Source organism: Pseudomonas viridiflava (assembly GCF_900184295.1).
GTDB classification, from domain to species: Bacteria; Pseudomonadota; Gammaproteobacteria; order Pseudomonadales; family Pseudomonadaceae; genus Aquipseudomonas; species Aquipseudomonas viridiflava.
This window is the reverse complement of record NZ_LT855380.1, coordinates 1,218,042-1,240,446: the sequence shown is the minus strand read 5'-3', so window position 1 is coordinate 1,240,446 and position 22,405 is coordinate 1,218,042. Positions and strand designations below refer to the sequence as shown.

20 protein-coding genes are annotated in these 22,405 nt (G+C 57.0%); 10 read left to right on the top strand and 10 right to left on the bottom strand.

The annotated features are described in order from the left end of the window. Position 1: 1 nt before the first annotated feature. Positions 2-3,637 (bottom strand): AAA domain-containing protein, encoded by a 3,636-nt coding sequence (locus tag CFBP1590_RS05925; RefSeq protein ID WP_167383077.1) that lies wholly within the window; start codon positions 3,635-3,637, stop codon positions 2-4. A 592-nt stretch (positions 3,638-4,229) separates the two neighbouring features. Between CFBP1590_RS05925 and CFBP1590_RS05920 the strand changes: the two genes are divergently transcribed. Then, positions 4,230-4,472, top strand: a complete 243-nt coding sequence (locus CFBP1590_RS05920) for a DUF6124 family protein (RefSeq protein WP_004881424.1) — start codon at positions 4,230-4,232, stop codon at positions 4,470-4,472. 34 nt (positions 4,473-4,506) lie between these two features. On the opposite strand, the gene CFBP1590_RS05915 is transcribed toward CFBP1590_RS05920, so the two are convergent. The 4 genes from CFBP1590_RS05915 to CFBP1590_RS05900 form a co-directional block, all read right to left on the bottom strand. After that, positions 4,507-5,664: a phospholipase D-like domain-containing protein gene (locus CFBP1590_RS05915; RefSeq protein ID WP_088234637.1), complete on the bottom strand. Its 1,158-nt coding sequence runs from the start codon at positions 5,662-5,664 to the stop codon at positions 4,507-4,509. A 1-nt stretch (position 5,665) separates the two neighbouring features. Then, positions 5,666-6,247 carry a YceI family protein gene (locus CFBP1590_RS05910; protein WP_088234636.1) on the bottom strand — a complete coding sequence of 194 codons (582 nt, stop codon included), beginning with the start codon at positions 6,245-6,247 and terminating at the stop codon, positions 5,666-5,668. Between the two features lie 81 nt (positions 6,248-6,328). Further along, positions 6,329-6,667 (bottom strand): hypothetical protein, encoded by a 339-nt coding sequence (locus CFBP1590_RS05905; RefSeq protein WP_004881429.1) that lies wholly within the window; start codon positions 6,665-6,667, stop codon positions 6,329-6,331. Further along, the gene (locus CFBP1590_RS05900; protein ID WP_088234635.1) at positions 6,664-7,770 is read right to left on the bottom strand and encodes a serine hydrolase domain-containing protein; all 1,107 of its coding nucleotides are present in this window, start codon (positions 7,768-7,770) and stop codon (positions 6,664-6,666) included. Before CFBP1590_RS05900 ends, CFBP1590_RS05905 begins: the two co-directional genes overlap by 4 nt. Before the next feature lie 448 nt (positions 7,771-8,218). Between CFBP1590_RS05900 and olsB the strand changes: the two genes are divergently transcribed. Further along, positions 8,219-8,974, top strand: a complete 756-nt coding sequence (gene olsB / locus CFBP1590_RS05895) for an L-ornithine N(alpha)-acyltransferase (RefSeq protein WP_004881433.1) — start codon at positions 8,219-8,221, stop codon at positions 8,972-8,974. Further along, complete coding sequence (locus CFBP1590_RS05890; protein WP_004881435.1) at positions 8,974-9,765, top strand: lysophospholipid acyltransferase family protein; 792 nt, start codon at positions 8,974-8,976, stop codon at positions 9,763-9,765. The genes olsB and CFBP1590_RS05890 overlap by 1 nt, the downstream gene beginning before the upstream one ends. On the opposite strand, the gene CFBP1590_RS05885 is transcribed toward CFBP1590_RS05890, so the two are convergent. After that, positions 9,723-10,322, bottom strand: a complete 600-nt coding sequence (locus tag CFBP1590_RS05885; protein ID WP_004881436.1) for an acyl carrier protein phosphodiesterase — start codon at positions 10,320-10,322, stop codon at positions 9,723-9,725. The two genes, CFBP1590_RS05890 and CFBP1590_RS05885, sit on opposite strands and share 43 nt — an antisense overlap. Before the next feature lie 163 nt (positions 10,323-10,485). On the opposite strand from CFBP1590_RS05885, the gene CFBP1590_RS05880 reads away from it, so the two are divergent. The 3 genes from CFBP1590_RS05880 to CFBP1590_RS05870 are packed head-to-tail and all read left to right on the top strand — an operon-like array spanning position 10,486 to position 13,067. Beyond that, the gene (locus CFBP1590_RS05880; protein ID WP_004881438.1) at positions 10,486-10,800 is read left to right on the top strand and encodes an ArsR/SmtB family transcription factor; all 315 of its coding nucleotides are present in this window, start codon (positions 10,486-10,488) and stop codon (positions 10,798-10,800) included. Between the two features lie 29 nt (positions 10,801-10,829). Beyond that, positions 10,830-11,996, top strand: coding sequence for an MFS transporter (locus tag CFBP1590_RS05875; protein ID WP_025996358.1), 1,167 nt, complete (start codon positions 10,830-10,832; stop codon positions 11,994-11,996). 21 nt (positions 11,997-12,017) lie between these two features. Further along, on the top strand, positions 12,018-13,067 hold the full coding sequence (locus CFBP1590_RS05870; protein WP_088234634.1) for an alkene reductase: 1,050 nt from the start codon (positions 12,018-12,020) through the stop codon (positions 13,065-13,067). Positions 13,068-13,140: 73 nt separating this feature from the next. On the opposite strand, the gene CFBP1590_RS05865 is transcribed toward CFBP1590_RS05870, so the two are convergent. The 4 genes from CFBP1590_RS05865 to CFBP1590_RS05850 form a co-directional block, all read right to left on the bottom strand. Continuing rightward, positions 13,141-13,857: a hypothetical protein gene (locus CFBP1590_RS05865; RefSeq protein ID WP_088234633.1), complete on the bottom strand. Its 717-nt coding sequence runs from the start codon at positions 13,855-13,857 to the stop codon at positions 13,141-13,143. A gap of 146 nt (positions 13,858-14,003) precedes the next feature. Then, a complete protein-coding gene (locus CFBP1590_RS05860; protein ID WP_088234632.1) occupies positions 14,004-14,855 on the bottom strand; it encodes an ATPase in 852 nt (283 codons plus the stop codon). 85 nt (positions 14,856-14,940) lie between these two features. After that, the gene (locus tag CFBP1590_RS05855; RefSeq protein ID WP_088234631.1) at positions 14,941-15,933 is read right to left on the bottom strand and encodes an NAD-dependent epimerase/dehydratase family protein; all 993 of its coding nucleotides are present in this window, start codon (positions 15,931-15,933) and stop codon (positions 14,941-14,943) included. A 76-nt stretch (positions 15,934-16,009) separates the two neighbouring features. Next, positions 16,010-16,909, bottom strand: coding sequence for a LysR family transcriptional regulator ArgP (locus CFBP1590_RS05850; RefSeq protein ID WP_069144632.1), 900 nt, complete (start codon positions 16,907-16,909; stop codon positions 16,010-16,012). Positions 16,910-17,003: 94 nt separating this feature from the next. On the opposite strand from CFBP1590_RS05850, the gene CFBP1590_RS05845 reads away from it, so the two are divergent. The 4 genes from CFBP1590_RS05845 (at position 17,004) to CFBP1590_RS05830 (ending at position 22,371) form a co-directional block, all read left to right on the top strand. Then, the gene (locus tag CFBP1590_RS05845) at positions 17,004-17,606 is read left to right on the top strand and encodes a LysE/ArgO family amino acid transporter (protein WP_004881452.1); all 603 of its coding nucleotides are present in this window, start codon (positions 17,004-17,006) and stop codon (positions 17,604-17,606) included. A gap of 193 nt (positions 17,607-17,799) precedes the next feature. Further along, a complete protein-coding gene (locus CFBP1590_RS05840; protein ID WP_088234630.1) occupies positions 17,800-18,381 on the top strand; it encodes a superoxide dismutase in 582 nt (193 codons plus the stop codon). A 385-nt stretch (positions 18,382-18,766) separates the two neighbouring features. Further along, positions 18,767-20,818 (top strand): putative bifunctional diguanylate cyclase/phosphodiesterase, encoded by a 2,052-nt coding sequence (locus tag CFBP1590_RS05835; protein WP_004881457.1) that lies wholly within the window; start codon positions 18,767-18,769, stop codon positions 20,816-20,818. Positions 20,819-21,012: 194 nt separating this feature from the next. After that, positions 21,013-22,371, top strand: coding sequence for an imelysin family protein (locus CFBP1590_RS05830; RefSeq protein ID WP_025996365.1), 1,359 nt, complete (start codon positions 21,013-21,015; stop codon positions 22,369-22,371). Positions 22,372-22,405 lie beyond the last annotated feature (34 nt).

The window sequence follows — 22,405 nt, the reverse complement described above, 5'->3', positions numbered from 1 at the left end:
ATTAATATATTTTGTGACTTGGAATTAATGTAACCGTTCCAGACTCGATCATGGCATTTAGCTTTGCGACCAACCTAGCAAGAAACGCTGTTTGAGATTTTAAATTAACATCCCCTATATTAACGACTTCATTACTCCCCCAATACTTAAGAAAGGAATAAGAGCCTATTATTATAAGCTTATAGCGCGCCCTACTTAATAATACGTTCATGCGTCGTTCATCCGCAAGAAAACCTAAAGCGCCTCTAATAGTAGGATTACCGTTATTCCTAACCAACGAAACTATAACTACGTCAGCCTCACTTCCTTGAAATGCGTCAACCGTGCTACAGAAATCCGAGTGATCACTTGCAGGCTCAAAAAAGGAAAGATGAGAAAACTCAGGCTTAAGCTTACTTTGCTTATAGATGAAGCGTGAAATCCTACCAACTTGTTCAGAATAAGGAGACAGAATTGCTATTTTACATTTAGAAGATGAGTGTTCGTTAGGCTTTATCTTCTTCAATAAGGCAGTTACGATTTTTCTCTCGTTAAGATTATTCCACCGAGGCAGACTATCTCCAGCTTTCATTTTCTTTGTAGTCTGAACATCGGGTACATCTATCCAAACAATCGAAGAGGAATCACTGAGAGAAGAAGAATCTTCAAAAACAAACGGAAGAATACTATCAGCATGTGTAAAAGATTTTATTTTTTCCTCATCAGTTTTAAGGTCACCTTTATAAAAAACAGTTGAAACAATGTCAGCTATATTAGGATGCATTCGATGCTGAACAGTAAGCATGCTTCCCACCGCACTTCTGCCTTCTTCGGTACCAAACAGCTGCTCATGTAGCCGAGCCTCCCTTACCTCATCCTCAACTAATGTCTGAAACAACATAAAATATTTTGACGCTGCGCGCCCTATATCAGCAATATTTTTTTCTGCACCCTGCAATTCATCAAGAAAAAGTTTGGTTGCCTCGCCTTTGATCTTAGCACTGAAAATACTTTCGCTATCTTGCAGCAATACCTTAAGTCTTTCGGGCGAAGTAAGTATAGATATAATTTCATTAGATCTATAAGGTGGTAACTGCTTATGATCGCCAATCATCAATCTACGATGTGACAGCAGTAACGGACTAGCCAATTCCAAACCTGTAACTTTTCCTGTTTCTTCCATTATCGTCCAATCAAATTGAGCTCTATCTTTTATCATACGCTCAACTTGTTCTGAATTTGTGGTAGAGAACACTATATTCGCAGCACGGAGAAGTTGATTTATCAAAGGATATCTTTTATGTGCTTGTCCGCTTATCAAAAGTCGAGCATCGTTCTTAATAGAATCCGAATTTGAATTCAAGAAAAGTTCGCTATTAACAAATCCCTGTATATATTTTTTTGCTTTTTCGTCAGCATCGATTAGGGAGGTTTCATCATTCTTATCTTGTTTACTGCATCTTATTATCAGTAAATCGTCCAAATTGTCGCATTCTTTTAAGTGATTGCATACCTCATGGAACAGATGCTGGACAGTCGAATGACTTTGCGCAGTTAATAATATTCGACTATCGCTTTCCTGATCAAAAAAATACCTCACAAGGGTTGAAACCAAAAATGTTTTACCTACACCAGGCGGACCTTGAACTAATGATAGCGGATGAGTAGATATTATCCTTTCAAAAGATTTCTTTTTTGAATTATCTAGCCTTGCCGTGTGGTTTTCAATGCCCAATGGTAGCGCAAACGTGTTCGAATATTTCTGTGGTGATATTAAGACATTAAGAAGCTCCGTGTGCGATGTTAGAGTATCTAACGCTTTTGAGCGACGGGTTAACTGCCTTATAGTACCTTGAAGAGAGTTTGGCGCTATAAAATAATTATAATTATTAGGCGGCGGCATTTTGGTGAGAAAGTTATAAGTTAGCTGGCCATCAGCTGTAACATGATAATTTTGATAGTCCAAGATTATTTCTTCATCCTCTTTTCCAAATCCATTGCCACTCACCAAACTCCAAACTAGAGTTTCATACTCTCCTTCATCCTTCTTTAATATCTTTTCTAGTCTTACCGCGGGAGGATCGATACCTAACATCTTAGCTAGCCGCTCGGACTCATCTGAGTTTTTACTAGACATTTGAACCTTATAACTATCACCCTCAACCTCTGAACTTATTACTTCCACAGGAAATATTTCAGACCTAGCATACGCAACTTCTGTTAAGTGACAAGCTATAAAGCTATCGATAAGCCTCTGCTGATCATCTGTCCGAGTCGTGTCACCCGTTTCCAACTTGCTAAACAACGAGACCCATGAATTTTCTTCTGAACTTCCTGATAAACCTTTTTGAATATTGAAGGCGTCTGCTATCGTTATGACAGATACTTTTACAGACGCTATTGAAATAGTTTTTGAATTCTTCATCAAGTGCAGAGGGGGTTCGACATAAGCACGCTCGCAAACAGCAATATCCCAAGTGCTTTCATCTGAGTTTTTATCGGGGCTAAACTTATCGAGTTGATAAATCAACTCATTCCCCTTCAATAGATAAACCGGATCTACTTTATCAGGCAAAATTGTTTTCAATAGCGTCGCCGAATCTGCGATATCTTTTTCAACAAATTTTTTCAGCTCTATTGTGTTTGTTTTATCTAGCATTACCCCATATTTTTGCTTATAGATATCCTGAATTCTTGACGTTACGCTATTAGAAAAAAGCTTCAGCTCGGGATTACTTGAAACCTTAATGGCAAGATTGAATGGTATCGCTGTTTTTGACGTCCCTCTATCTAAAGCATCTACAATCTCCAAAATGGCTTTTTTTGTAAACGCACCATCTATGCTTTCATAACTTGAACTCGACCTGAAAGGTATCGCCCCCACCAACTTCCTTAAAAAAATTACTTCGATAAGCATGAGTCCTGAAACAGCCGAGATATCTTTAATAGATGCGGAGATATCGTCAAGAAATTTTAGATCCAAATTAAGTATTTCAGATATTAAAACGCCTAAATCCTTCCAATCATTGGCAAACGAGTAATTGAAAGGAACGCTCGTGAAAGCCGCCTTACCAGGCATTGAGTTAGTAAGAGTAGTGACTCGCATCGACCACTCAAAACCGGTAAGCTGAAAATCCCTACATCCATCATGCTGATTATTCGTTGCTAATATGGAGTCCGCACTTAATTGTCGATGCAACAATCCTTGATTATGCAACATGTCAATAGCGGATGAAATCCTAATAATATTTTTCCAGAAATGCGCACGCTGACTTGGCTTCTTTAAATTCTTTATCCAAAATGGCTTTCTTGTTAATACTCTTGAACTCATAAGAAAAGATAGTGGCAACCGCTCTTGAGTATCTAATACTAAGTAGAATCCCTCGGCATCTTTACATGACTCAACTAAAGTCGCTATAAGATCATCAGCACCAGGAAAGCCGTTTAGCCTATGCAATTGGCGAAGCTCATGTAACCAAATTGCCTCGACTTCTTCATCGCAGATTTCGGGGGATCTCGGCCAGTGTTTTATAATAAAAAGGTCGCCCTCTTTTTCCGCATTGTAAATAATCGGTCGTCCCGATGAATCACCACACGTAGATGAAGAGACCTCGCTGAGGTTGTAATTTTCCAAAAATTTTTTTTCTACACTGTCCATGTTCAATTCCGTTGAGTGGGGTGCTGACATAACGTACCAGACTCTACGTTTTTTTTGGAGGCGGAGTGCCATCATCAAAAAGAAATTAGAGCCAATCACCATCGTTTTCACATGGAAAATTGCGAGCTACTCGCGAAAGGACTTACGATCTCGGCCTAATTTTTGCGCATGTATCTCGCCCATGGACAGTAGCGATCCCTTTCCGCCGTCCACATTGCCACATAAGGCCCCTCGTCTTTTCTCTAGAACCAAGGTAAAGAGGTCCAGCCCCCAATAGCAGGATGCCTCTCTATCCGTTGAGTGAAATTTCCGAGAGAATCCCAACCCCTTGCGCCTGCTTACTCCGGTCTCTAGGCTTGCCCGGTCGCTGCAAATTCAGCGATCAGGTTTGGTAGACCTGAGCTAGCCCGGCGCAATGCGCCACCTCTGTGAGGCGCTTTTTTACGGCCTGCATTTATGGTGGCCGTGCGCTCGGCGTCTTCGGACGCACCGGTTCGCCTGGCTGCCGGTCTACCAACTTGCGCACGGCCGCCACCCCAATCGTTTGGTAGCGACGGGTGACTGCTCCTTAAACAAGCGAGGATAAAGACAGATGCTACAAAAACTCATCCCCGATCCACCAAACGCGCTCTACACCATCAACCAATCCGTCACCCAGGAAGAAGCGCTCAACTACGCCTCGGACCTGTTGCGCTGCATCATCACCACCGCTTACGAGTCAGGCGATAACGCCGAGGGCACGAGCCGGGATCTGGTGTTTGCTGTGTTGCACATGGCGGAGCTGGCCAAGGCCATGGTGGATCGCTCGCTCGACAGTATTGTCCAGCCAGCTTGATACGCACTCGGGGGCCGTTGCCGGCCCCTTCCCTTCAGTTGCGCTGATCCAACAGGTTGACCACCAGCCGGTCGATCCAGCCCCAAAGACGCTGTTTGACGCGTCGCCACAGTGGCCGGGCTTTCCAGTCGGCCAGGGTGGTTTCGGCGCTCAGGGCGAAGTCTTTTTCGAAGCTGGCGACCACGTCTTTCGTCAGCGTCGGGTCGAGGGCTTCGACGTTGGCTTCGAGGTTGAAGCGCAGGTTCCAGTGGTCGAAGTTGCACGAGCCGATGCTGACCCAGTCATCGATCAGGACCATTTTCAGGTGCAGGAAGCACGGCTGGTATTCGAAGATTTTCACGCCTGCGCGTAACAGGCGCGGGTAATAACGATGGCCTGCGTAGCGCACGGACGGGTGATCGGTGCGTGGTCCGGTGAGCAGCAAACGCACATCGACGCCACGCGCTGCGGCTCTGCGCAGGGAGCGGCGGACTTTCCAGGTGGGCAGGAAGTACGGCGTCGCCAACCAGATGCGTTTCTGGCCGGTGTTCAGGGCGCGCACCAGCGATTGCAGGATGTCGCGGTGTTGACGTGAGTCGGCGTAGGCCACGCGGCCCAGCCCTTCTCCGGAGACCGGAGCGTTGGGCAGGTGCGTAAGGCCAAAGTTCTCTTTCGGTCGCCAGGCGGTGCGGCGCGGGTTGACGTGAAACTGTCGGTTGAACAGCGCTTGCCAGTCCATCACCAGCGGGCCGGTGATTTCCACCATCACCTCGTGCCACTGGCTCACGTCCTTGTCCGGTTCCCAGAATTCATCGGTCACGCCGGTGCCGCCGACCACGGCCAGGGCCTTGTCCACCACCAGTATCTTGCGATGGTCGCGGTAGAAGTTGCGCAGACCGCGGCGCCAATGAATCGCGTTGTAGAAGCGCAGGATCACACCGGCATCGGTCAGTTGTTTGCGCAGGCCAGCGTTGAAGGCTTTGGAGCCAAAGTCGTCGAACAGGCAGCGCACGATGACGCCGCGCCGGGCGGCGTCTACCAGTGCCCGCACCATTGCGTCAGCACAGGCGCCTGCCTCGACCAGATACAGTTCCAGATCGACCTGCTGCTCTGCGCGGTCGATGGCGGCAATCATGCGCGGGAAGAACGCAGGGCCGTCGATGAGCAGTTTGAACTGGTTGTTTTCACGCCACGGAAAGATCGCACTGCTCATGTCAGCGCGCCGTGAAAATCAGGACGGCGCCAACGGGCACCGACAGGCTGATCGCCGACAGACTTGCGTGAGTGCGCAATGCGTTGAAATCCGGCACCAGATCGAAGTCCTGAGCGTGAACCACCAAAGGCTCGAGCGTCACCACCTGAAAGCGTCGATCATCCAGACGCGTGGCCAGCAATTCGGCGTTGTAGGTGTGGGTCTTGCCACGCAGGCTGACCGACAGCGGCAGGCGCAACTCCAGCTGCGCGCCGGGCGCCAGGGCGTTGATGGGGCGCATGTCGAGTCGGGCGTTGATTCTGGCAGCGGGAAACAGGCCTATCTGAAACACTTGATCACGCAGTCGCTCGTCACGCTGGGCGATGCCGGTACTGACCGATTCCAGTTCGACTTCCACCTCGGCCAGCCCCTTGTCATCAACCTTGCCGTGCAGTACCAGAAAGCGATGCACTTCGGCGATGTCGGCGTTTTTGGTGGAGGTGAACGACAGGCGTGATGACTCGTTATCCAGATACCAACTGGCGTGGGCAGGAAGCGCCGCTGTGGCCAGAAGGGCCAACAGCAGGCGAGGCAGGTTGAGCATGCAGACTCCGGGCGGGCAATTGAGAAGCACCTTATCCGCCTGTCAGACCGCTGGCAAACCGCTCCGTTCGTCCAGCGTCTGTTATGGCGATTCCGGCAACAGGCGACAACCTTCCAGCGGCCCTTGCCAGGCGGCGATGCTGACACGTCCAAGACCGCTGGCGATCACGCGTTTCTGCTGGGGTTCATCGATCAGCGTGCTGGGCACGTACTGTTTGACGTACGCGCGGCAGTACTCCTCGGGATTGTTCACCACGTAGCGGCACGAGCAGTATTCCTTGGCGGTGTACGCGCTGATGATGGTCGGAAACGCCTGCAGGGCGACGCGGTACTGGAAGATCAGCACAGCCAGCGCCGCGAGCAGCAACAGCAGCAGACTGGTGAAGGGACGACGCAGGATGAACGCTCGACGATTACTCATTGTCCGTTCTCCTTGCCGAACGCTGCCTGGATGCGTTTGAGCATCTGGTCGTGATCGTAGCTGCTGTCGCGGTCATCGGCGTAGCGCACGATCACCAGTTTCTGGCTGGGGATCACGTAGAGCGCCTGCCCCCAATGGCCGAGCGCGGCGAAGGTATCAGCGGGCGCATCGGGCCAAGGGCCGCTGCCTCCGTCGGCCGTGCGGTTGAGCCACCACTGTCCGCCGGGCACTTCGACCTTGGCCTGAATCTGCTCACCCTTGAAGGGCGTCAGTACAAAGTCCATCCATGCCTTGTTGAGCAATGGTTTGTCCTGCCACTGCCCGCCACGCTGCATCAGCAGGCCGACGCGTGCCAGATCCCGGGCGGTCATGTAGGCGTAGGACGAGCCTACGAAGGTACCGCTGGCGTCGGTTTCCCAGACAGCGCTGCGAATGCCGAGCGGCTCGAACAGTGCGGTCCAGGGATAGCTTGGGTAGGCCTCGGCACCGACCATGCCTTTCAAGGCGGCTGCCAGCACCGTGCTGTCGCCGCTGGAATACAGGTAGCGCGTGCCCGGTGTCGTGGCGGCCTTGTGGCTGGCGGTGAAGCGGGCCATGTCGTCGCGACCGCGGGTGTACAGCATCGCGACGACGGAGGAGTTGAGCGGCGCGTATTCGTAATCTTCCTGCCAGTCCAGACCGGACGCCCAGTGCATCAGGTCTTGAACGGTGATGTCGGGATGAGCGCCGAAGGGCTTGTAGAACTTCGCCACCGGGTCTGCCAGTTGAAAGCGCCCTTCCCCGAATGCCACGCCCAGAACAGTCGCGAGGATGCTTTTGCTGACCGACCAGGTCAGGTGCGGGGTTTCTGCGTTGGTCACACCGACGTAGCGCTCATAGACGATCTCGCCGTCGCGGATCACCAGCAACGCATCGGTGCGCACGCCTGTGCGGTTGGCTTCGTCGCGGGTCGGGAAGGCGTAGGTTTCCAGTGCATCGAGTGCGGCGCTGCGGGGGGCCGGTCGGGAAGACCATTGCTCGCCGGGCCAGGTTTCGGCCTGTGCATTCAATGCGTTTGCACCCAGGACTACCAACAGAAACAAGCGAGCCAACCGAGACAGCATGACGAGTCCTCGCAAAATGATCCGGGCACAGTAGCAGGGGTTTATGACAGGCGTGCGGCTGAATGCCTGATCGTGCCCATGCACCCGAGTCTTGCTGCAACCACGGACTACTGTGGGAGGCGGCTTGCCGGCGATGCTTTTTCTGGAGCGACCGATCAGTGACTGAACTGACGCCATCGCCGGCAAGCCGCCTCCCACGGGGTTTGTGTTTATCCAGGAGATTTGCGTAGAAGGATGAATCCTCCGTATGGCATGCAGCCCGTGACGCTCTGTGTCACTTCAACAGCAGACGCAGAGCGTGAAGGATCACGCGCGCTGCGGCCGTCACACAACCATCACCAAAGCTTCATGGGCATGACACGGCATCTCCCTAGCCTGCAACTACAGCAAAGCGCTTGGACAATTCAGTCGACCGGCCATTTCGTAAGGCTGGCTCATGGAGATTCGTATGACCCAGATCGCACGCATTCGTGAAAACACTTCTGAACGCCGTCTTCAGGCCGAGCGCCTGACGGGAGCGCGAGCCTTGCAGGAAGCACAGGCCTTGCGTTTCAGCGTGTTCAGCGAGGAGTTCAACGCCCGCCTCAACGGTGCCGAACAAGGTCTGGATATCGACGACTACGACGTGCATTGCTCGCACATCGGCGTACGTGATCTGAACACTGGGCGACTGGTGGCGACCACACGATTGCTCGATCACAAGGCGGCCACGACACTGGGCCGCTTCTACAGTGAAGAGGAATTCAGTCTGCACGGGCTGGTTCATCTGCAAGGCCCGATTCTGGAGCTGGGCCGCACCTGCGTGGACCCGGCCTACCGCAACGGCGGCACCATTGCGGTGTTGTGGAGCGAGCTGGCTGAAGTGCTGAATGAAGGCGGCTACAGCTACCTGATGGGTTGCGCAAGTATCCCGATGCAGGACGGCGGCATTCAGGCCCACGCGATCATGCAGCGCCTGCGTGAACGCTACCTGTGCAACGAGCACCTGCGCGCCGAGCCGAAGAACCCGCTGCCCGCGCTCGATATTCCGAGCAACGTGATCTGCGAGATGCCACCGCTGCTCAAGGCTTACATGCGCCTGGGTGCAAAAATCTGCGGCGAGCCGTGCTGGGACGAAGACTTCCAGGTCGCCGACGTGTTCATCCTGCTCAAGCGCGACGACCTGTGCCCACGCTACGCCCGTCACTTCAAGGCGGCGGTGTAATGAGCCGGGTACGCGGCTATGTCCGCGTGGTCAGAGTGCTGTTGGTGGTTGCGCTGGGGCTGACAATTGCTGGCGCTTTTGCCGTACTGGAGCGCTTGAAAGTCGGCAGCTCCATGGAGCGCCGTCAGCGCTGGAGCCGCTGGTTCATGGCACGCCTGACCCATGCCCTGCCGTTTCGCGTGACTGTCACAGGCGAGCTGCCGCGCAAGCCGATGCTGTGGGTCAGCAATCATGTGTCCTGGACTGATATTGCACTGCTGGGCATGCTTGCCCCGTTGTCGTTTCTGTCCAAGGCCGAAGTGCGGACATGGCCGGTTGCAGGTTGGCTGGCGCTGAAAGCCGGCACGCTGTTCATTCGTCGCGGTTCGGGTGACAGTCGCCTGATCCAGAAGCAGATGAGCAGCCACCTGCAGCAGGGTAATGCGCTGCTGATCTTCCCGGAAGGCACGACCACTGACGGCAAGAGCCTGCGCACTTTCCATGGTCGTTTGCTGTCCAGCGCCATCGAAGCGGGCGTGGCGATTCAGCCAGTCGCGATTGCCTATTCCCGTGACGGCAAGCCCGACCCGATTGCGCCGTTCATTGGTGACGATGACCTGCTGTCGCACCTGCGCCGCCTGTTCGCCAACGAACAGAGCGATGTGCATATTCACTTGCTCGCGCCTATCCAGACCGCCGATCAGGAACGCGCCGCTCTGGCCTACAAGGCACAACAGGCGGTTCAGGTCGCGCTGTTCGGCGAAAGTGCTCAGCCGAGCGAAGTGGTCTCGCGCCCTGCCAGGGCTGCCTGAGCGAAGTCCTGCAACTGCGGATAGAACTCAGCGAAGTCCGCACTGAGGGGTTGGTAAAGCGCCTGCAGCTCCTGCATGCCGCCTGCCAGCCCTTCCGGCCTTGAAAGACGCCGGGAAATCCCGCCCAACACCTGCTCCAACACGCCGAACTCCCGATACGATCCCAGCCAGTCCTGCGCCGCCATGCGCGGTGCGATCAACGCCAGCCGCTCCGGCAGTTGCGGCTCGGCAGCCAGTACGCCGTAAACCTTGCGCGTGAAGACCTCCAGCGGCAGATCGGCATAGCGATGCCAGTCACGCGCCAGGCAGTGGTCGAAAAACACGTCGAGCATGATGCCTGCATAGCGACGCCGCTGGGCCGGAAAGCGGGCGATGGACGCCTTGATCAACGGATGGTTGTCAGTGAATGCGTCGATGCTGCGATGCAGCTGGATAGCTGCTTCAAGCTCCGCAGGAAAACGCCCCGGCAGCGGGCCTTTGACAAAGTCGCCGTACAGGCTGCCGAGCAATTGGGCGGGTCGATGACCGCCAAGATGGAGATGCGCCAGATAATTCATGAGGCAAGCGTACGCCGCTTTTCAGGCTCAGGTCTATATATCGATATAACCCGATATACCGATTCTTGATGAGCTAAGTCCAAAATCATATTTGTATATCGCGAAATACAGATATAAGGTTCGCTCCATCGCGATATATCGCTACACCGCCTGTGAGAACGACATGCCCATCGACCTCGACGACATCATCAAAGCGCTGGCCCATCCGGTCCGCCGAGAGATCCTGACCTGGCTCAAGGACCCGCGCGCCACGTTTCCCTCTCAGGAACACTCGATCGAGCACGGCGTCTGCGCCGGGCAGATCGATCAACGTGCCGGGCTTTCCCAGTCCACCGTTTCTGCGCATCTGGCGACCCTGCAGCGGGCCGGTCTGATCAGCAGCAAGAAGGTCGGCCAGTGGCATTTCTTCAGGCGCAATGAAGAGACCATCCAGGCGTTCGTAGAGGCTCTGGTGCAAGAGCTGAACAACCCGGCCTGACCCATCCACTTTTTCAAGGAGACGCCCCCGTGCCTCTTTCGCTATTCATTCTGGCCTTGAGCGCCTTCGCCATCGGCACCACCGAGTTCGTCATCATGGGCCTGCTGCCCGATGTCGCTGCGGATTTGGGTGTGTCGATTCCCGGTGCCGGCTGGCTGGTGACCGGTTACGCGCTGGGCGTCGCCATCGGTGCACCGTTCATGGCGATGGCCACAGCCAGGCTGCCACGCAAGGCCGCACTGGTCACGCTGATGGGCATTTTCATCGTCGGCAATCTGCTTTGCGCGCTGGCCAGCGACTATGACGTGCTGATGTTTGCACGCGTCGTGACGGCGCTGTGTCATGGCGCGTTCTTCGGCATCGGCTCGGTGGTCGCTGCTGGTCTGGTGCCCGCCAACCGTCGCGCCTCTGCCGTGGCCCTGATGTTCACCGGTCTGACGCTGGCCAATGTGCTGGGCGTGCCGCTGGGCACCGCATTGGGTCAATACGCAGGCTGGCGCTCGACCTTCTGGGCTGTGACGGTCATCGGCGTGATTGCCTTGATCGGCCTGATCCGCTTTCTGCCCACCAATCGTGACGAAGAGAAGCTCGACATGCGCGCCGAACTGGCCGCCCTCAAGGGTGCCGGGATCTGGTTGTCGCTGACCATGACCGCCTTGTTTTCGGCGTCGATGTTTGCACTGTTCACCTACGTGGCACCGCTGCTGGGTGATGTGACCGGCGTGTCCCCTCAGGGCGTGACCTGGACGCTGCTGCTGATCGGCCTGGGCCTGACCGTCGGCAACGTGATCGGCGGCAGGATGGCCGACCGCAAGGTGTCGTCAACGCTGATTGCCGTGTTCATTTCCATGGCCGTGATTTCCACCGCGCTGAGCTGGACCAGCGCTGCGTTGATCCCGACTGAAATCACTCTGTTCCTTTGGGCCGTTGCCGCCTTTGCTGCTGTGCCTGCGTTGCAGATCAACGTGGTGACCTTCGGCAAGGCCGCACCCAATCTGGTGTCCACCCTGAACATCGGCGCGTTCAACGTCGGCAACGCACTGGGTGCCTGGATCGGCGGCAGCGTCATTGCCCATGGCCTGGGCCTGACCCGCGTGCCGTTGGCCGCCGCAGCCCTGGCCGTGCTCGCGCTGCTCATCACCCTGATTACTTTCCGTCAGACCGGCAACCCCGATCTGGCCCCGGCAACTCATTGATCAATTAAGAGGATTCGACACATGACGACTATCTTTGACCCGATCACGATTGGCGATCTGCAACTGCCAAACCGCATCATCATGGCGCCGCTGACCCGCTGCCGCGCCGACGAAGGCCGTGTGCCCAACGCGTTGATGGCTGAGTATTACGTGCAGCGCGCATCGGCCGGCCTGATCATCAGCGAAGCCACCTCCGTGACGCCGATGGGCGTCGGCTATCCAGACACCCCCGGTATCTGGTCCAACGATCAGGTGCGCGGCTGGAGCAACATTACCAAGGCCGTGCACGGCGCAGGCGGGCGTATTGTCCTGCAACTCTGGCACGTGGGCCGTATCTCTCACCCGCAGTACCTGAACGGTGAAGCGCCGGTTGCGCCGAGCGCCGTCCAGCCTGAAGGCCATGTGAGTCTGGTGCGCCCTATCACGTCGTACCCGACGCCACGTGCGCTGGAGCTGGCGGAAATCGGTGACATCGTCGACGCCTACCGTGTCGGCGCGGAAAACGCCAAGGCCGCAGGTTTTGACGGTGTGGAAATTCACGGCGCCAACGGTTACCTGCTCGACCAGTTCCTGCAGACCAGCACCAACCAGCGCACCGACCAGTACGGTGGCTCGCTGGAAAACCGTGCCCGCCTGCTGCTGGAAGTGACGGACGCTGCCATCGACGTCTGGGGCGCTGGCCGTGTCGGCGTACACCTTTCGCCTCGCGCCGACCTGCATGACATGGGCGACGATAACCTGGCCGAAACCTTCAGCTATATCGCCAAAGAGCTGGGCAAGCGCGGGATTGCATTCATCTGTGCACGCGAGCGTGATGCCAGTGACAGCCTCGGCCCACAGTTGAAGAAAGACTTCGGCGGCGTGTACATCGCCAACGAGAAGTTCACCAAGGACAGCGCCAATGCCTGGTTGGCAGAAGGCAAGGCCGACGCAGTGGCCTGGGGCGTTCCTTATATTGCCAACCCGGACCTGCCGGAGCGTCTGGCCAGCGATGCGCCGTTGAATGAAGCGCACCCTGAGACCTTCTACGCCAAGGGCCCGGTCGGTTACATCGACTACCCGCGCCTGTAATCAGCGCTTGGCAGCACAGGAACCCTGGCGTGTGAGCGTCAGGGTTTTTTATTGCCCCGGGAAACGGATCCGGTCACTTGGAAGCGGCAGGCTCCGTGACACCAATCACAGTGCCGTCTGCGTCAGTGACGGTGCCATCCACATGTTTCCAGCGACCGTCGGGGTAATTGACCGAGCCATCGGCAAACACCCAGGTGCCGTCCTTGTGCAGAACGCTGCCATCCGGGTGTTCGGTGCTGCCGTCGGCGTGCACCGTCGTACCGTCGATGCTCTGAACGGTGCCGTCGGGACGAGTGACGGTTTGGGTTTTGGTGTCAGCAACGCTGCCGTCAGGGTGAGTAACGGTGCCGTCCGGGTTGAACACGCTGTTGAGCGGATGAACCAGCTGCAGGACGCCGGTCGCGGTGTTGACGATGCTCAGCAGCTTTTCCAGCCGCGAAGGTGGCGCAGGGTCGGCAGGCATCTTCATTTCAACGGGTGGTTTTTCGGTCGGCTTTACGGGTGGCTTGATCGGCGCTTTGACCGGTGGCTTCACTGGCGGTTTGACCGGAGGTTTGACTGGCGGCTTTACAGGCGGCTCGACCGGGGGTTTGACCGGCGGCTTCACGGGTGGCTTGACCGGAGGTTTGACTGGCGGCTTCACAGGTGGCTTGGCCGGCGGCTTGACCATGGGTTCGCCGGGCGTTACTGCCGGTTCGGCGCTGTGTGTTGCGGAAGAGGTGACTACAGGCTCATCGAGCGCCTCATTGGCCGCTATCGTGACGGGGCGTGTCGTATTGATTCCTTTCATTGCGAAAACTCCATGTAATAAATAGAGACGCAAGGGTAAAGGGGCGTCTTGCTGGCGATTCCATATTTATTTAGGGAGCAGGATTTTTTGTACGGAAGAAGAAAAACGCCACCGACCGCCCATACGGCGGCCGGTGGCGCATGGCTTCAACGACGGGCGTTGAGCTGTTGTGACAGGTTCTGGATCTGGCTGGTCAGGGTATTGATGTTGCGCGTCACCTGAGCACGAAACGCATCGAACTCGGCGGTATTGCCAGCAGCCGCAGGGGCCGGACGATTCTCCTGCTCGCTCTTGAGCACGATCAGGTCCTGTTCGAGCCGCTCGACGGCGGCGGAAGGATTGCCCTGTTTCTTCAAGGTCGCGACATCGGCGGCCAGACTCTTGAGCTGAGTGTCCAGCTTGCCCTGATCCGCCTGCGCGGTTTTCAGGTCAGGCAAGGCGGCCTTAAGCGCGGTCAGCTCGGTGACCACGCCCTTGAGCTGTTCCTGCAGCTGAGCGTTTTCGGTCTGCTGCTGGGTGGTTTGCGCAGCCATCTGTTCCAATCGCTTGTCGAGGCTGCTTTGCTGGCCCTCAACGCCTTCGCGCTGCTTGTCCTGATCTTCCAGTTGCGCTTCCAGCAGCTTGATCCGCTGCTTGAGCGCTTCGCCGTCGCTGGAAAGCGATTCTGTCGCCACGACCTTGCCGGAAATATCCTGCAGGCGCCCCGCCGCTTCTTCACTGATGCGCGCAAAACTTTCCTGCGTCGCGACCAGTTGCTGTTCCATCAGCGAAACCTGCTGAAAACTCCACCAGCCCAGGCCGCAGAAGGCAATGAACAACGCGCCGACCAACGCCCAGAGTGGACCGATGCTCGGCCCTTTGACCTTGACCACTGGCGTTGTGCGCGAGTAGACCGTCGTGCGCTCGCGTGCGCCTTTTTCCGGCACGAAATCATCATCGTCGTCCTTGGCGCTGAGGCTTGGGACGTCATCGATGTCGTCATATGGATCGTTACGCATGAGCAACCCTTCAAGAAGCTGTTGAAACCAAAGCTGGCGAGTATACCAAGGGCACTTGATGATATTTCAATGTGCCACTACCGACTCAGCTCGATTGTTGGGCTTTCCACCAGCCGCAGAACTCGTCCAGCGCAGCCCAGAGACTGACACGTGGCTGATAGTCCAGATAATGCATGGCACGGCTGATATCAAGCGTGAAGTCCTTGTTCATGACCTGCATTCCAAGACGCGACAGCGTGGGTTCAGGTCGCCCCGGCCACAGCATGCAGGCCCCTTCATTGATCGCGGCAGCGGTATAAGCCAGTCCGTATGAACGATAACGGGTGACCTGAGGCAACTGCATCTGCCGCATCACGTAATTGATGGCATCCCACAACGGCACCGGCGCGCCGTTGCTGATGTTGTAGGCCTTGCCCAGCGCAGAACCGGTGGCCAGCAGACTGCTTAACATGGCCTCGTTAAGATTCTGCATGCTGGTGAAGTCCACCTTGTTCAAACCGTTGCCGACGATGGACAGGCGCTTCTTCTGTTGCATGCGCAGCAGGCGCGGAAAAATGCTGTTGTCGCCCGCCCCTGTGACAAAGCGGGGCCGCAGCGCGATGACTTCCAGCCCGAACTCCTGCGCGCCGAATACTTTCTGCTCGGCCAGGTACTTGCTCGCGGCGTAATGGTTGTGGAAACGCTTGGAGACCTGCTCTTCCTTGATGCCCTGGCGCGAATGACCGTCGAAATAGATCGAAGGCGACGAAAGATGGACCAGTCTCGGCACCCTTTGTTTCAGGCAGCCTTCGACAATGTTTTCGGTGACTTGCACGTTGCCCAGCATGAAATCCTGACGCCGCCCCCACACACCGACAGAACCTGCGCAGTGCACCACGGCGTCCACGTCATCGCACAACGCCCGGACCAGTTGCGGGTCGGTCAGGTCGCCCTGCACGAACTCGGCACCCCGTCTGACCAGATGTTCGACGCCTTCGGCTCGGCGACCATTGATCCGCACGCTCATGCCCTGCTCCAGGGCGAAACGCGCAAAGCGTCCACCGATGAAGCCGCTTGCGCCGGTAACCAGAATCTTCATTTACCGCTCCATTGACGCGTCTGCGGGACAGGACAAACCCTACCCGCATTGTTTTCATATATGAACGTGTTGACGCTCACTGGCCGCCAGGCGGCACCAGCCAGCGACCCGACTTTTGTGCCAGATGCTCGGTCAGGCGGTTCAGCAACTGGCCGCCGTTGCGCCAGTGATGCCAGTAAAGCGGCACATCGATGTAGCGGGCGGGCAGCAGTTCGCGCAATGCGCCACTGCGTATTTGCTCGCTGACCTGCAATTCAGGTACCAGCCCCCAGCCAAGTCCGGCCTCGATCATGCGCATGAAGCCTTCGGATGAAGGGCACAGATGATGCTTGAAACCGCCCTCGACCCCAAGCAAAGCCAGATAGCGGTGCTGCAGAAAGTCATCGGGGCCGAACACCAGCGCCGCCGAGCGCGCCAGTTTCTCAGGACTTACGCCATCGGCAAAATGCCGGTCGATGAACGAGGGGGACGCCAGGGCACGATAGCGCATGGCCCCCAGCAACTGACTGCGTGCGCCGGCCACTGGCCGTTCGCTGCCACACAGACACGCTGCCACCTCGCCTGCACGCATACGCTTGAGTCCGACGTCCTGATCCTCGACCACCATGTCCAGCAGCAGATGATGCTCGGCGCAGAAATCCCCGACCGCCTGCGCCCACCACGTGGCAAGGCTGTCGGCGTTCAGGGCGATACGCAGTCGCTCCGGCATGCCTTCCTCGTCAAGCGCGGGCACCTGGCTCTGCAGGTCACGCTCCAGAAGCCGAACCTGTTGCACATGATTGAGCAATCGCCGCCCGATGTCGGTCGGGCTCGGCGGTGTGGCCCGGATCAGCACCGGCTGACCAATGCGCGCCTCCAGCAGTTTGATGCGCTGGGACACCGCCGACTGGGACAAACCCAATACCTGGGCGGCGCGTTCAAATCCGGCCTGCTCGATGACGGCAGCGAGCGCCGATAGCAGTTTGTAGTCAAACATCAGTTTTCCTAATGAGTGATCAGGATTATTGGTTTTCCTTATACCGCTTCGGACGCCAGAATCGCCACCTGAACTGACTGCCGGAGCGCATCTGATGTGGCAAAGCTATTTAAACGGTCTGCTGGTGGCTGCGGGCCTGATCATGGCCATCGGCACGCAGAACGCGTTCGTTCTGGCGCAAGGGCTGCGTCGTGAGCACCATGTTCCGGTGGCATTGGTGTGCATTGTCTGCGACGCGCTGCTGATTGCTGCCGGGGTGTTCGGTCTGGCGAACGTTCTGGCGCAGAACCCTACCCTGCTGGCCGTTGCGCGTTGGGGTGGCGTGGCATTCCTGAGCTGGTATGGCCTGCAGGCTCTGCGTCGCGCCTGTTCATCACAGGGCCTGGAAAACAGCGCCGCCACCGGGATGAGATCGCGGCGCGCCGTGTTGCTCAGTGCGCTGGCCGTGACCCTGCTCAATCCGCATGTCTATCTGGACACGGTATTGCTGATCGGATCGCTCGGTGCACAGCAGGCCGTACCCGAAGCCTACGTGGTCGGTGCCGCCAGCGCCTCGCTGCTGTGGTTCTCGAGTCTTGCCATCGGCGCAGCCTGGCTCGCGCCCTGGCTGGCACGGCCAGCAACCTGGCGACTGCTGGACGTGCTGGTGGCGGTGATGATGTTTACCGTTGCTGTGCAGTTGATTCGTAGCGCTTGAGTGATTTTCATGGCCATTGGGTCGACAACGCTGGAACCTCTTTCCCACACAGTTGTTGCGTGGTTATGCCGCAGGGCCGGTGCTATAGTCCGGGGTCTGCGCCGCAAAAGAGTAAAACTCCCGGTGCATGCTGTATCCGGCCGCCCGTGATCGGCCGTGCGATAACCGCAAATGACCTGAAAGGAGATAAACCATGGCTTTTGAATTGCCGCCACTGCCTTATGCCCACGATGCTCTGCAGCCGCACATTTCCAGGGAAACGCTGGAATATCACCACGACAAGCACCACAACACCTACGTCGTGAACCTGAACAACCTGGTGCCAGGCACCGAGTTCGAAGGCAAGACTCTGGAAGAAATCGTCAAGACCTCCTCGGGTGGCATCTTCAACAACGCCGCTCAGGTCTGGAACCACACCTTCTACTGGGAATGCCTCTCGCCTAACGGCGGCGGTGAGCCTACCGGCCCGCTGGCTGACGCGATCAACGCTTCGTTCGGTTCGTTCGAAAAGTTCAAGGAAGAGTTCAGCAAGACTTCCATCGGCACCTTCGGCTCCGGTTGGGGCTGGCTGGTGAAGAAAGCTGACGGCTCCCTGGCGCTGGCCAGCACCATTGGTGCGGGCAACCCGATGACCAGCGGTGACAAGCCTTTGCTGACCTGCGACGTCTGGGAACACGCCTACTACATCGACTACCGCAATGTGCGTCCGAAGTATGTAGAAGCGTTCTGGAACCTGGTGAACTGGGACTTCGTGGCCAAGCAATACGCCGCCTGATTTCCAGTGTCATCAAGAACCCGGCCTTGTGCCGGGTTTTTTATTGCCTGCATTCGGCACGCGTGTGACAGGAAGCAAGCCCCTCAATATCGTGAAGGCACCGCGAATGTGTCACTCAAATGCGTGAATATGGCAGTTTTTCATGTACAACTGTAACGTCGTGTATTGCCAGAAAACGTTAGCTGACTAATATCACGCAACAGTTCTTTTACAGCGTTACGCTCAAGTTACAAGCGCAGCCGCCCGACACATTAGGATTGCACGAGTCCGTGGGTCCCAGGCAGCGGCGCAGAAAAGAGGGATCAACCGGGCACGACCGTCCCGCTCATCTGTTTTTCGAGGGTGACAGGGCGATACGCCTGCGACTTGAATTAAGGAACGGCCATTGAAGCTGGAACTCAAGAACAGCTTGTCGGTGAAGTTGCTGCGCGTGGTGCTGCTATCGGCGTTCTTTGTCGGCGTGGTATTGAGCTGCGCGCAGATCGTCTACGACGCCTACAAAACCCGCCAGGCAGTGGTAAGCGACGCCGAACGCATACTGGACATGTTCAGAGACCCCTCCACGCAGGCGGTCTACAGCCTGGACCGGGAAATGGGCATGCAGGTCATCGAAGGCCTGTTTCAGGACAATGCCGTGCGCATGGCCTCCATCGGGCATCCGAACGAAACCCTGCTGGCCGAAAAAGACCGACCGCTTAAAACCTCTTCAACGCGCTGGCTCACGGATCTCATTCTGGGTCAGGAGCGCAGCTTTACCACGCAATTGGTCGGGCGCAGCCCGTACAGTGAATACTACGGCGATCTGCGCATCACCCTGGACACCGCCAACTACGGCGAAGGTTTCATCATCAATGCCGTGATCATTTTTATCTCCGGCGTGCTGCGGGCGCTGGCGATGGGTCTCGTGTTGTACCTGGTCTATCACTGGCTGTTGACCAAGCCGCTCTCGCGAATCATCGAACACCTGACCGCCATCAACCCTGATCGCCCCAGCGAGCATCAGCTGCCCCTGCTCAAGGGCCATGAAAAGAACGAGCTGGGTATCTGGGTCAACACGGCCAACCAGTTGCTCGCGTCCATCGAACGTAATACCTACCTGCGCCACGAAGCCGAAAACAATCTGCAACGCATGGCGCAATACGATTTCCTGACCGGACTTCCCAACCGGGTGCAGTTGCAGATGAGCCTGGAGAACATTCTGGAGAACGCCGGACGGCAACAGCATCGGGTCGCTGTGCTGTGTGTCGGCCTGGATGACTTCAAGGGCATCAACGAGCAGTTCAGTTATCAGGCCGGCGATCAGCTGCTACTGGCCCTGGCGGACCGGTTGCGCGCCCACAGCGGTCGACTGGGTGCGCTGGCACGTCTGGGCGGCGATCAATTTGCGCTGGTCCAGGCGGACATCGCAGAGCCTTACGAAGCGGCCGAGCTGGCGCAGAACGTACTGGATGAACTCGAAGCCCCCTTCACCGTGGATGGCCAGTCCATTCGGCTGCGCGCAACCATCGGTATCACGCTGTTCCCGGAGGATGGCGACAGCCCCGAGAAGCTTCTGCAAAAGGCCGAGCAGACCATGACCCTGGCCAAGGCCAGATCGCGCAATCGCTATCAGTTCTACATCGCCAGCGTCGACTGCGAGATGCGTCGGCGCCGCGAACTGGAAAAGGACCTGCGCGAAGCCCTGCCGCGTAATCAGCTGTACATGGTCTATCAGCCACAGATCAGCTATCGAGACCATCAGATCGTCGGCGTGGAAGCGCTGATCCGCTGGCAGCACCCCGAGCACGGCCTGGTGCCACCAGACGTGTTCATCCCGCTGGCCGAACAGAACGGCACCATCATTGCACTGGGTGAATGGGTGCTGGACCAGGCCTGTCGGCAGTTGCGCGAATGGCACGACCAGGGCTTCACGGACCTGCGCATGGCCGTCAACCTCTCCACCGTGCAGCTGCACCACGCCGAGCTGCCCCGCGTGGTGAACAACCTGTTGCAGATCTACCGCCTGCCACCCCGCAGCCTCGAGCTGGAAGTGACCGAAACCGGATTGATGGAGGACATCACCACGGCTGCCCAGCATCTGCTCAGCCTGCGTCGCTCGGGGGCATTGATTGCGATTGATGACTTCGGCACGGGTTACTCCTCCCTGAGCTACCTGAAAAGCCTGCCGCTGGACAAGATCAAGATCGACAAGAGTTTCGTCCAGGATTTGATCGACGATGATGACGACGCAACCATCGTGCGTGCGATCATTCAGTTGGGTAAGAGTCTGGGCATGCAGGTCATTGCCGAAGGCGTCGAAACGGTCGAGCAGGAAGCCTATGTGATCTCTGAAGGCTGCCATGAAGGCCAGGGCTATTTCTACAGCAAGCCGCTGCCCGCACGCGAGTTGCTGGCGTTCCTGAAGCTGGACCAGCGCAATAACGCCGCCATTCTCTGAACCGGCCTCACACCGCTGCACGGCCTCACAAAGCTGTCCCCGTAATATCCCGAAACCGACTGTTACAAGCTCTCGGGTAGCTGTTCGCGACTCGACAGGCGTTTTGCCTTTACATCGAATGCAAATCTTTCGCATTATGTCGCAGATTTTCTGGGCGCTCTGCGCCTTCACCCCTATGAACGCAGGATTCCGTCATGATTCGTATGCCTTTGGCAACCGCCAGTCTCTTGGCCATCGCTATCTCTCTCGCCGGTTGTGGCGAAGGCAAGGACAAGGCTGCAACTCCACCGGCCGCAGCTGCGCCTGCTGCTCCGGCCGCCGCGCCAGCACCGGCTGCACCCGCCACACCTGCCGCAGCCCAGACCGATGACGCCGCCGCCAAGGCTGTGGTCGCCAACTACGCGAACATGGTTTCCGCTGTTTTCAGCGATGCCGAAGCCGGTGCCAAAAAACTGAGCACTGCCGTTGATGCATTCCTGGCCAAGCCGAACGACGAAACCCTCAAGGCCGCTCGCGACGCCTGGGTTGCCGCACGTGTTCCTTACATGCAGAGCGAAGTGTTCCGCTTCGGCAACACCATCATCGACGACTGGGAAGGACAGGTTAACGCCTGGCCGCTGGACGAAGGCCTGATCGACTACGTTGCCAAGGATTACCAGCACGCACTGGGCAACCCTGGGGCAACCGCCAATATCATCGCCAACACTGAAATCCAGGTGGGCGAAGACAAGGTCGACGTCAAGCAGATCACTTCAGAGAAACTCGCCAGCCTGAATGAACTGGGCGGCTCCGAAGCCAACGTTGCCACCGGCTACCACGCCATCGAATTTCTGCTGTGGGGCCAGGACCTGAACGGCACCGGCCCTGGCGCCGGCAACCGTCCAGCCAGCGATTACCTGGAAGGCGCTGGCGCAACCGGCGGCCACAACGACCGTCGTCGTGCCTACCTGAAAGCCGTCACCGACCTGCTGGTCAGCGACCTGGAAGAAATGTCCGGCAACTGGAAAGCAGGCGTTGCCGACAACTACCGCGCCACGCTGGAAGCCGAATCCGGCGTCGACGGTCTGCGCAAGATGCTGTTCGGCATGGGCAGCCTGTCGCTGGGCGAACTGGCGGGCGAGCGCATGAAAGTGGCGCTGGAAGCCAACTCCAGCGAAGACGAACACGACTGCTTCAGCGACAACACGCACAACTCGCACTTCTACAACGGCAAGGGCATTCGCAACGTTTACCTGGGCGAATACACCCGCACCGACGGCACCAGGATCAGCGGCCCGAGCCTGTCGTCGCTGGTCGCCAAGGTAGACCCTGCGACCGACGCCACCCTGCGCGCCGACCTGGACGATACCCAGGCCAAGCTGCAGGTCATCGTCGACCATGCCAACAAGGGCGAGCACTTCGATCAACTGATCGCAGCAGGCAACACAGCTGGCAATCAGGTTGTTCGTGACGCCATCGCCGCACTGGTCAAGCAGACCGGCGCTATCGAGCAGGCGGCAGGCAAGCTGGGCATCACCGATCTGAACCCGGACAACGCTGACCACGAGTTCTGATCCACCGTCGCTGTCTGGATGTCCCCAAATGCCG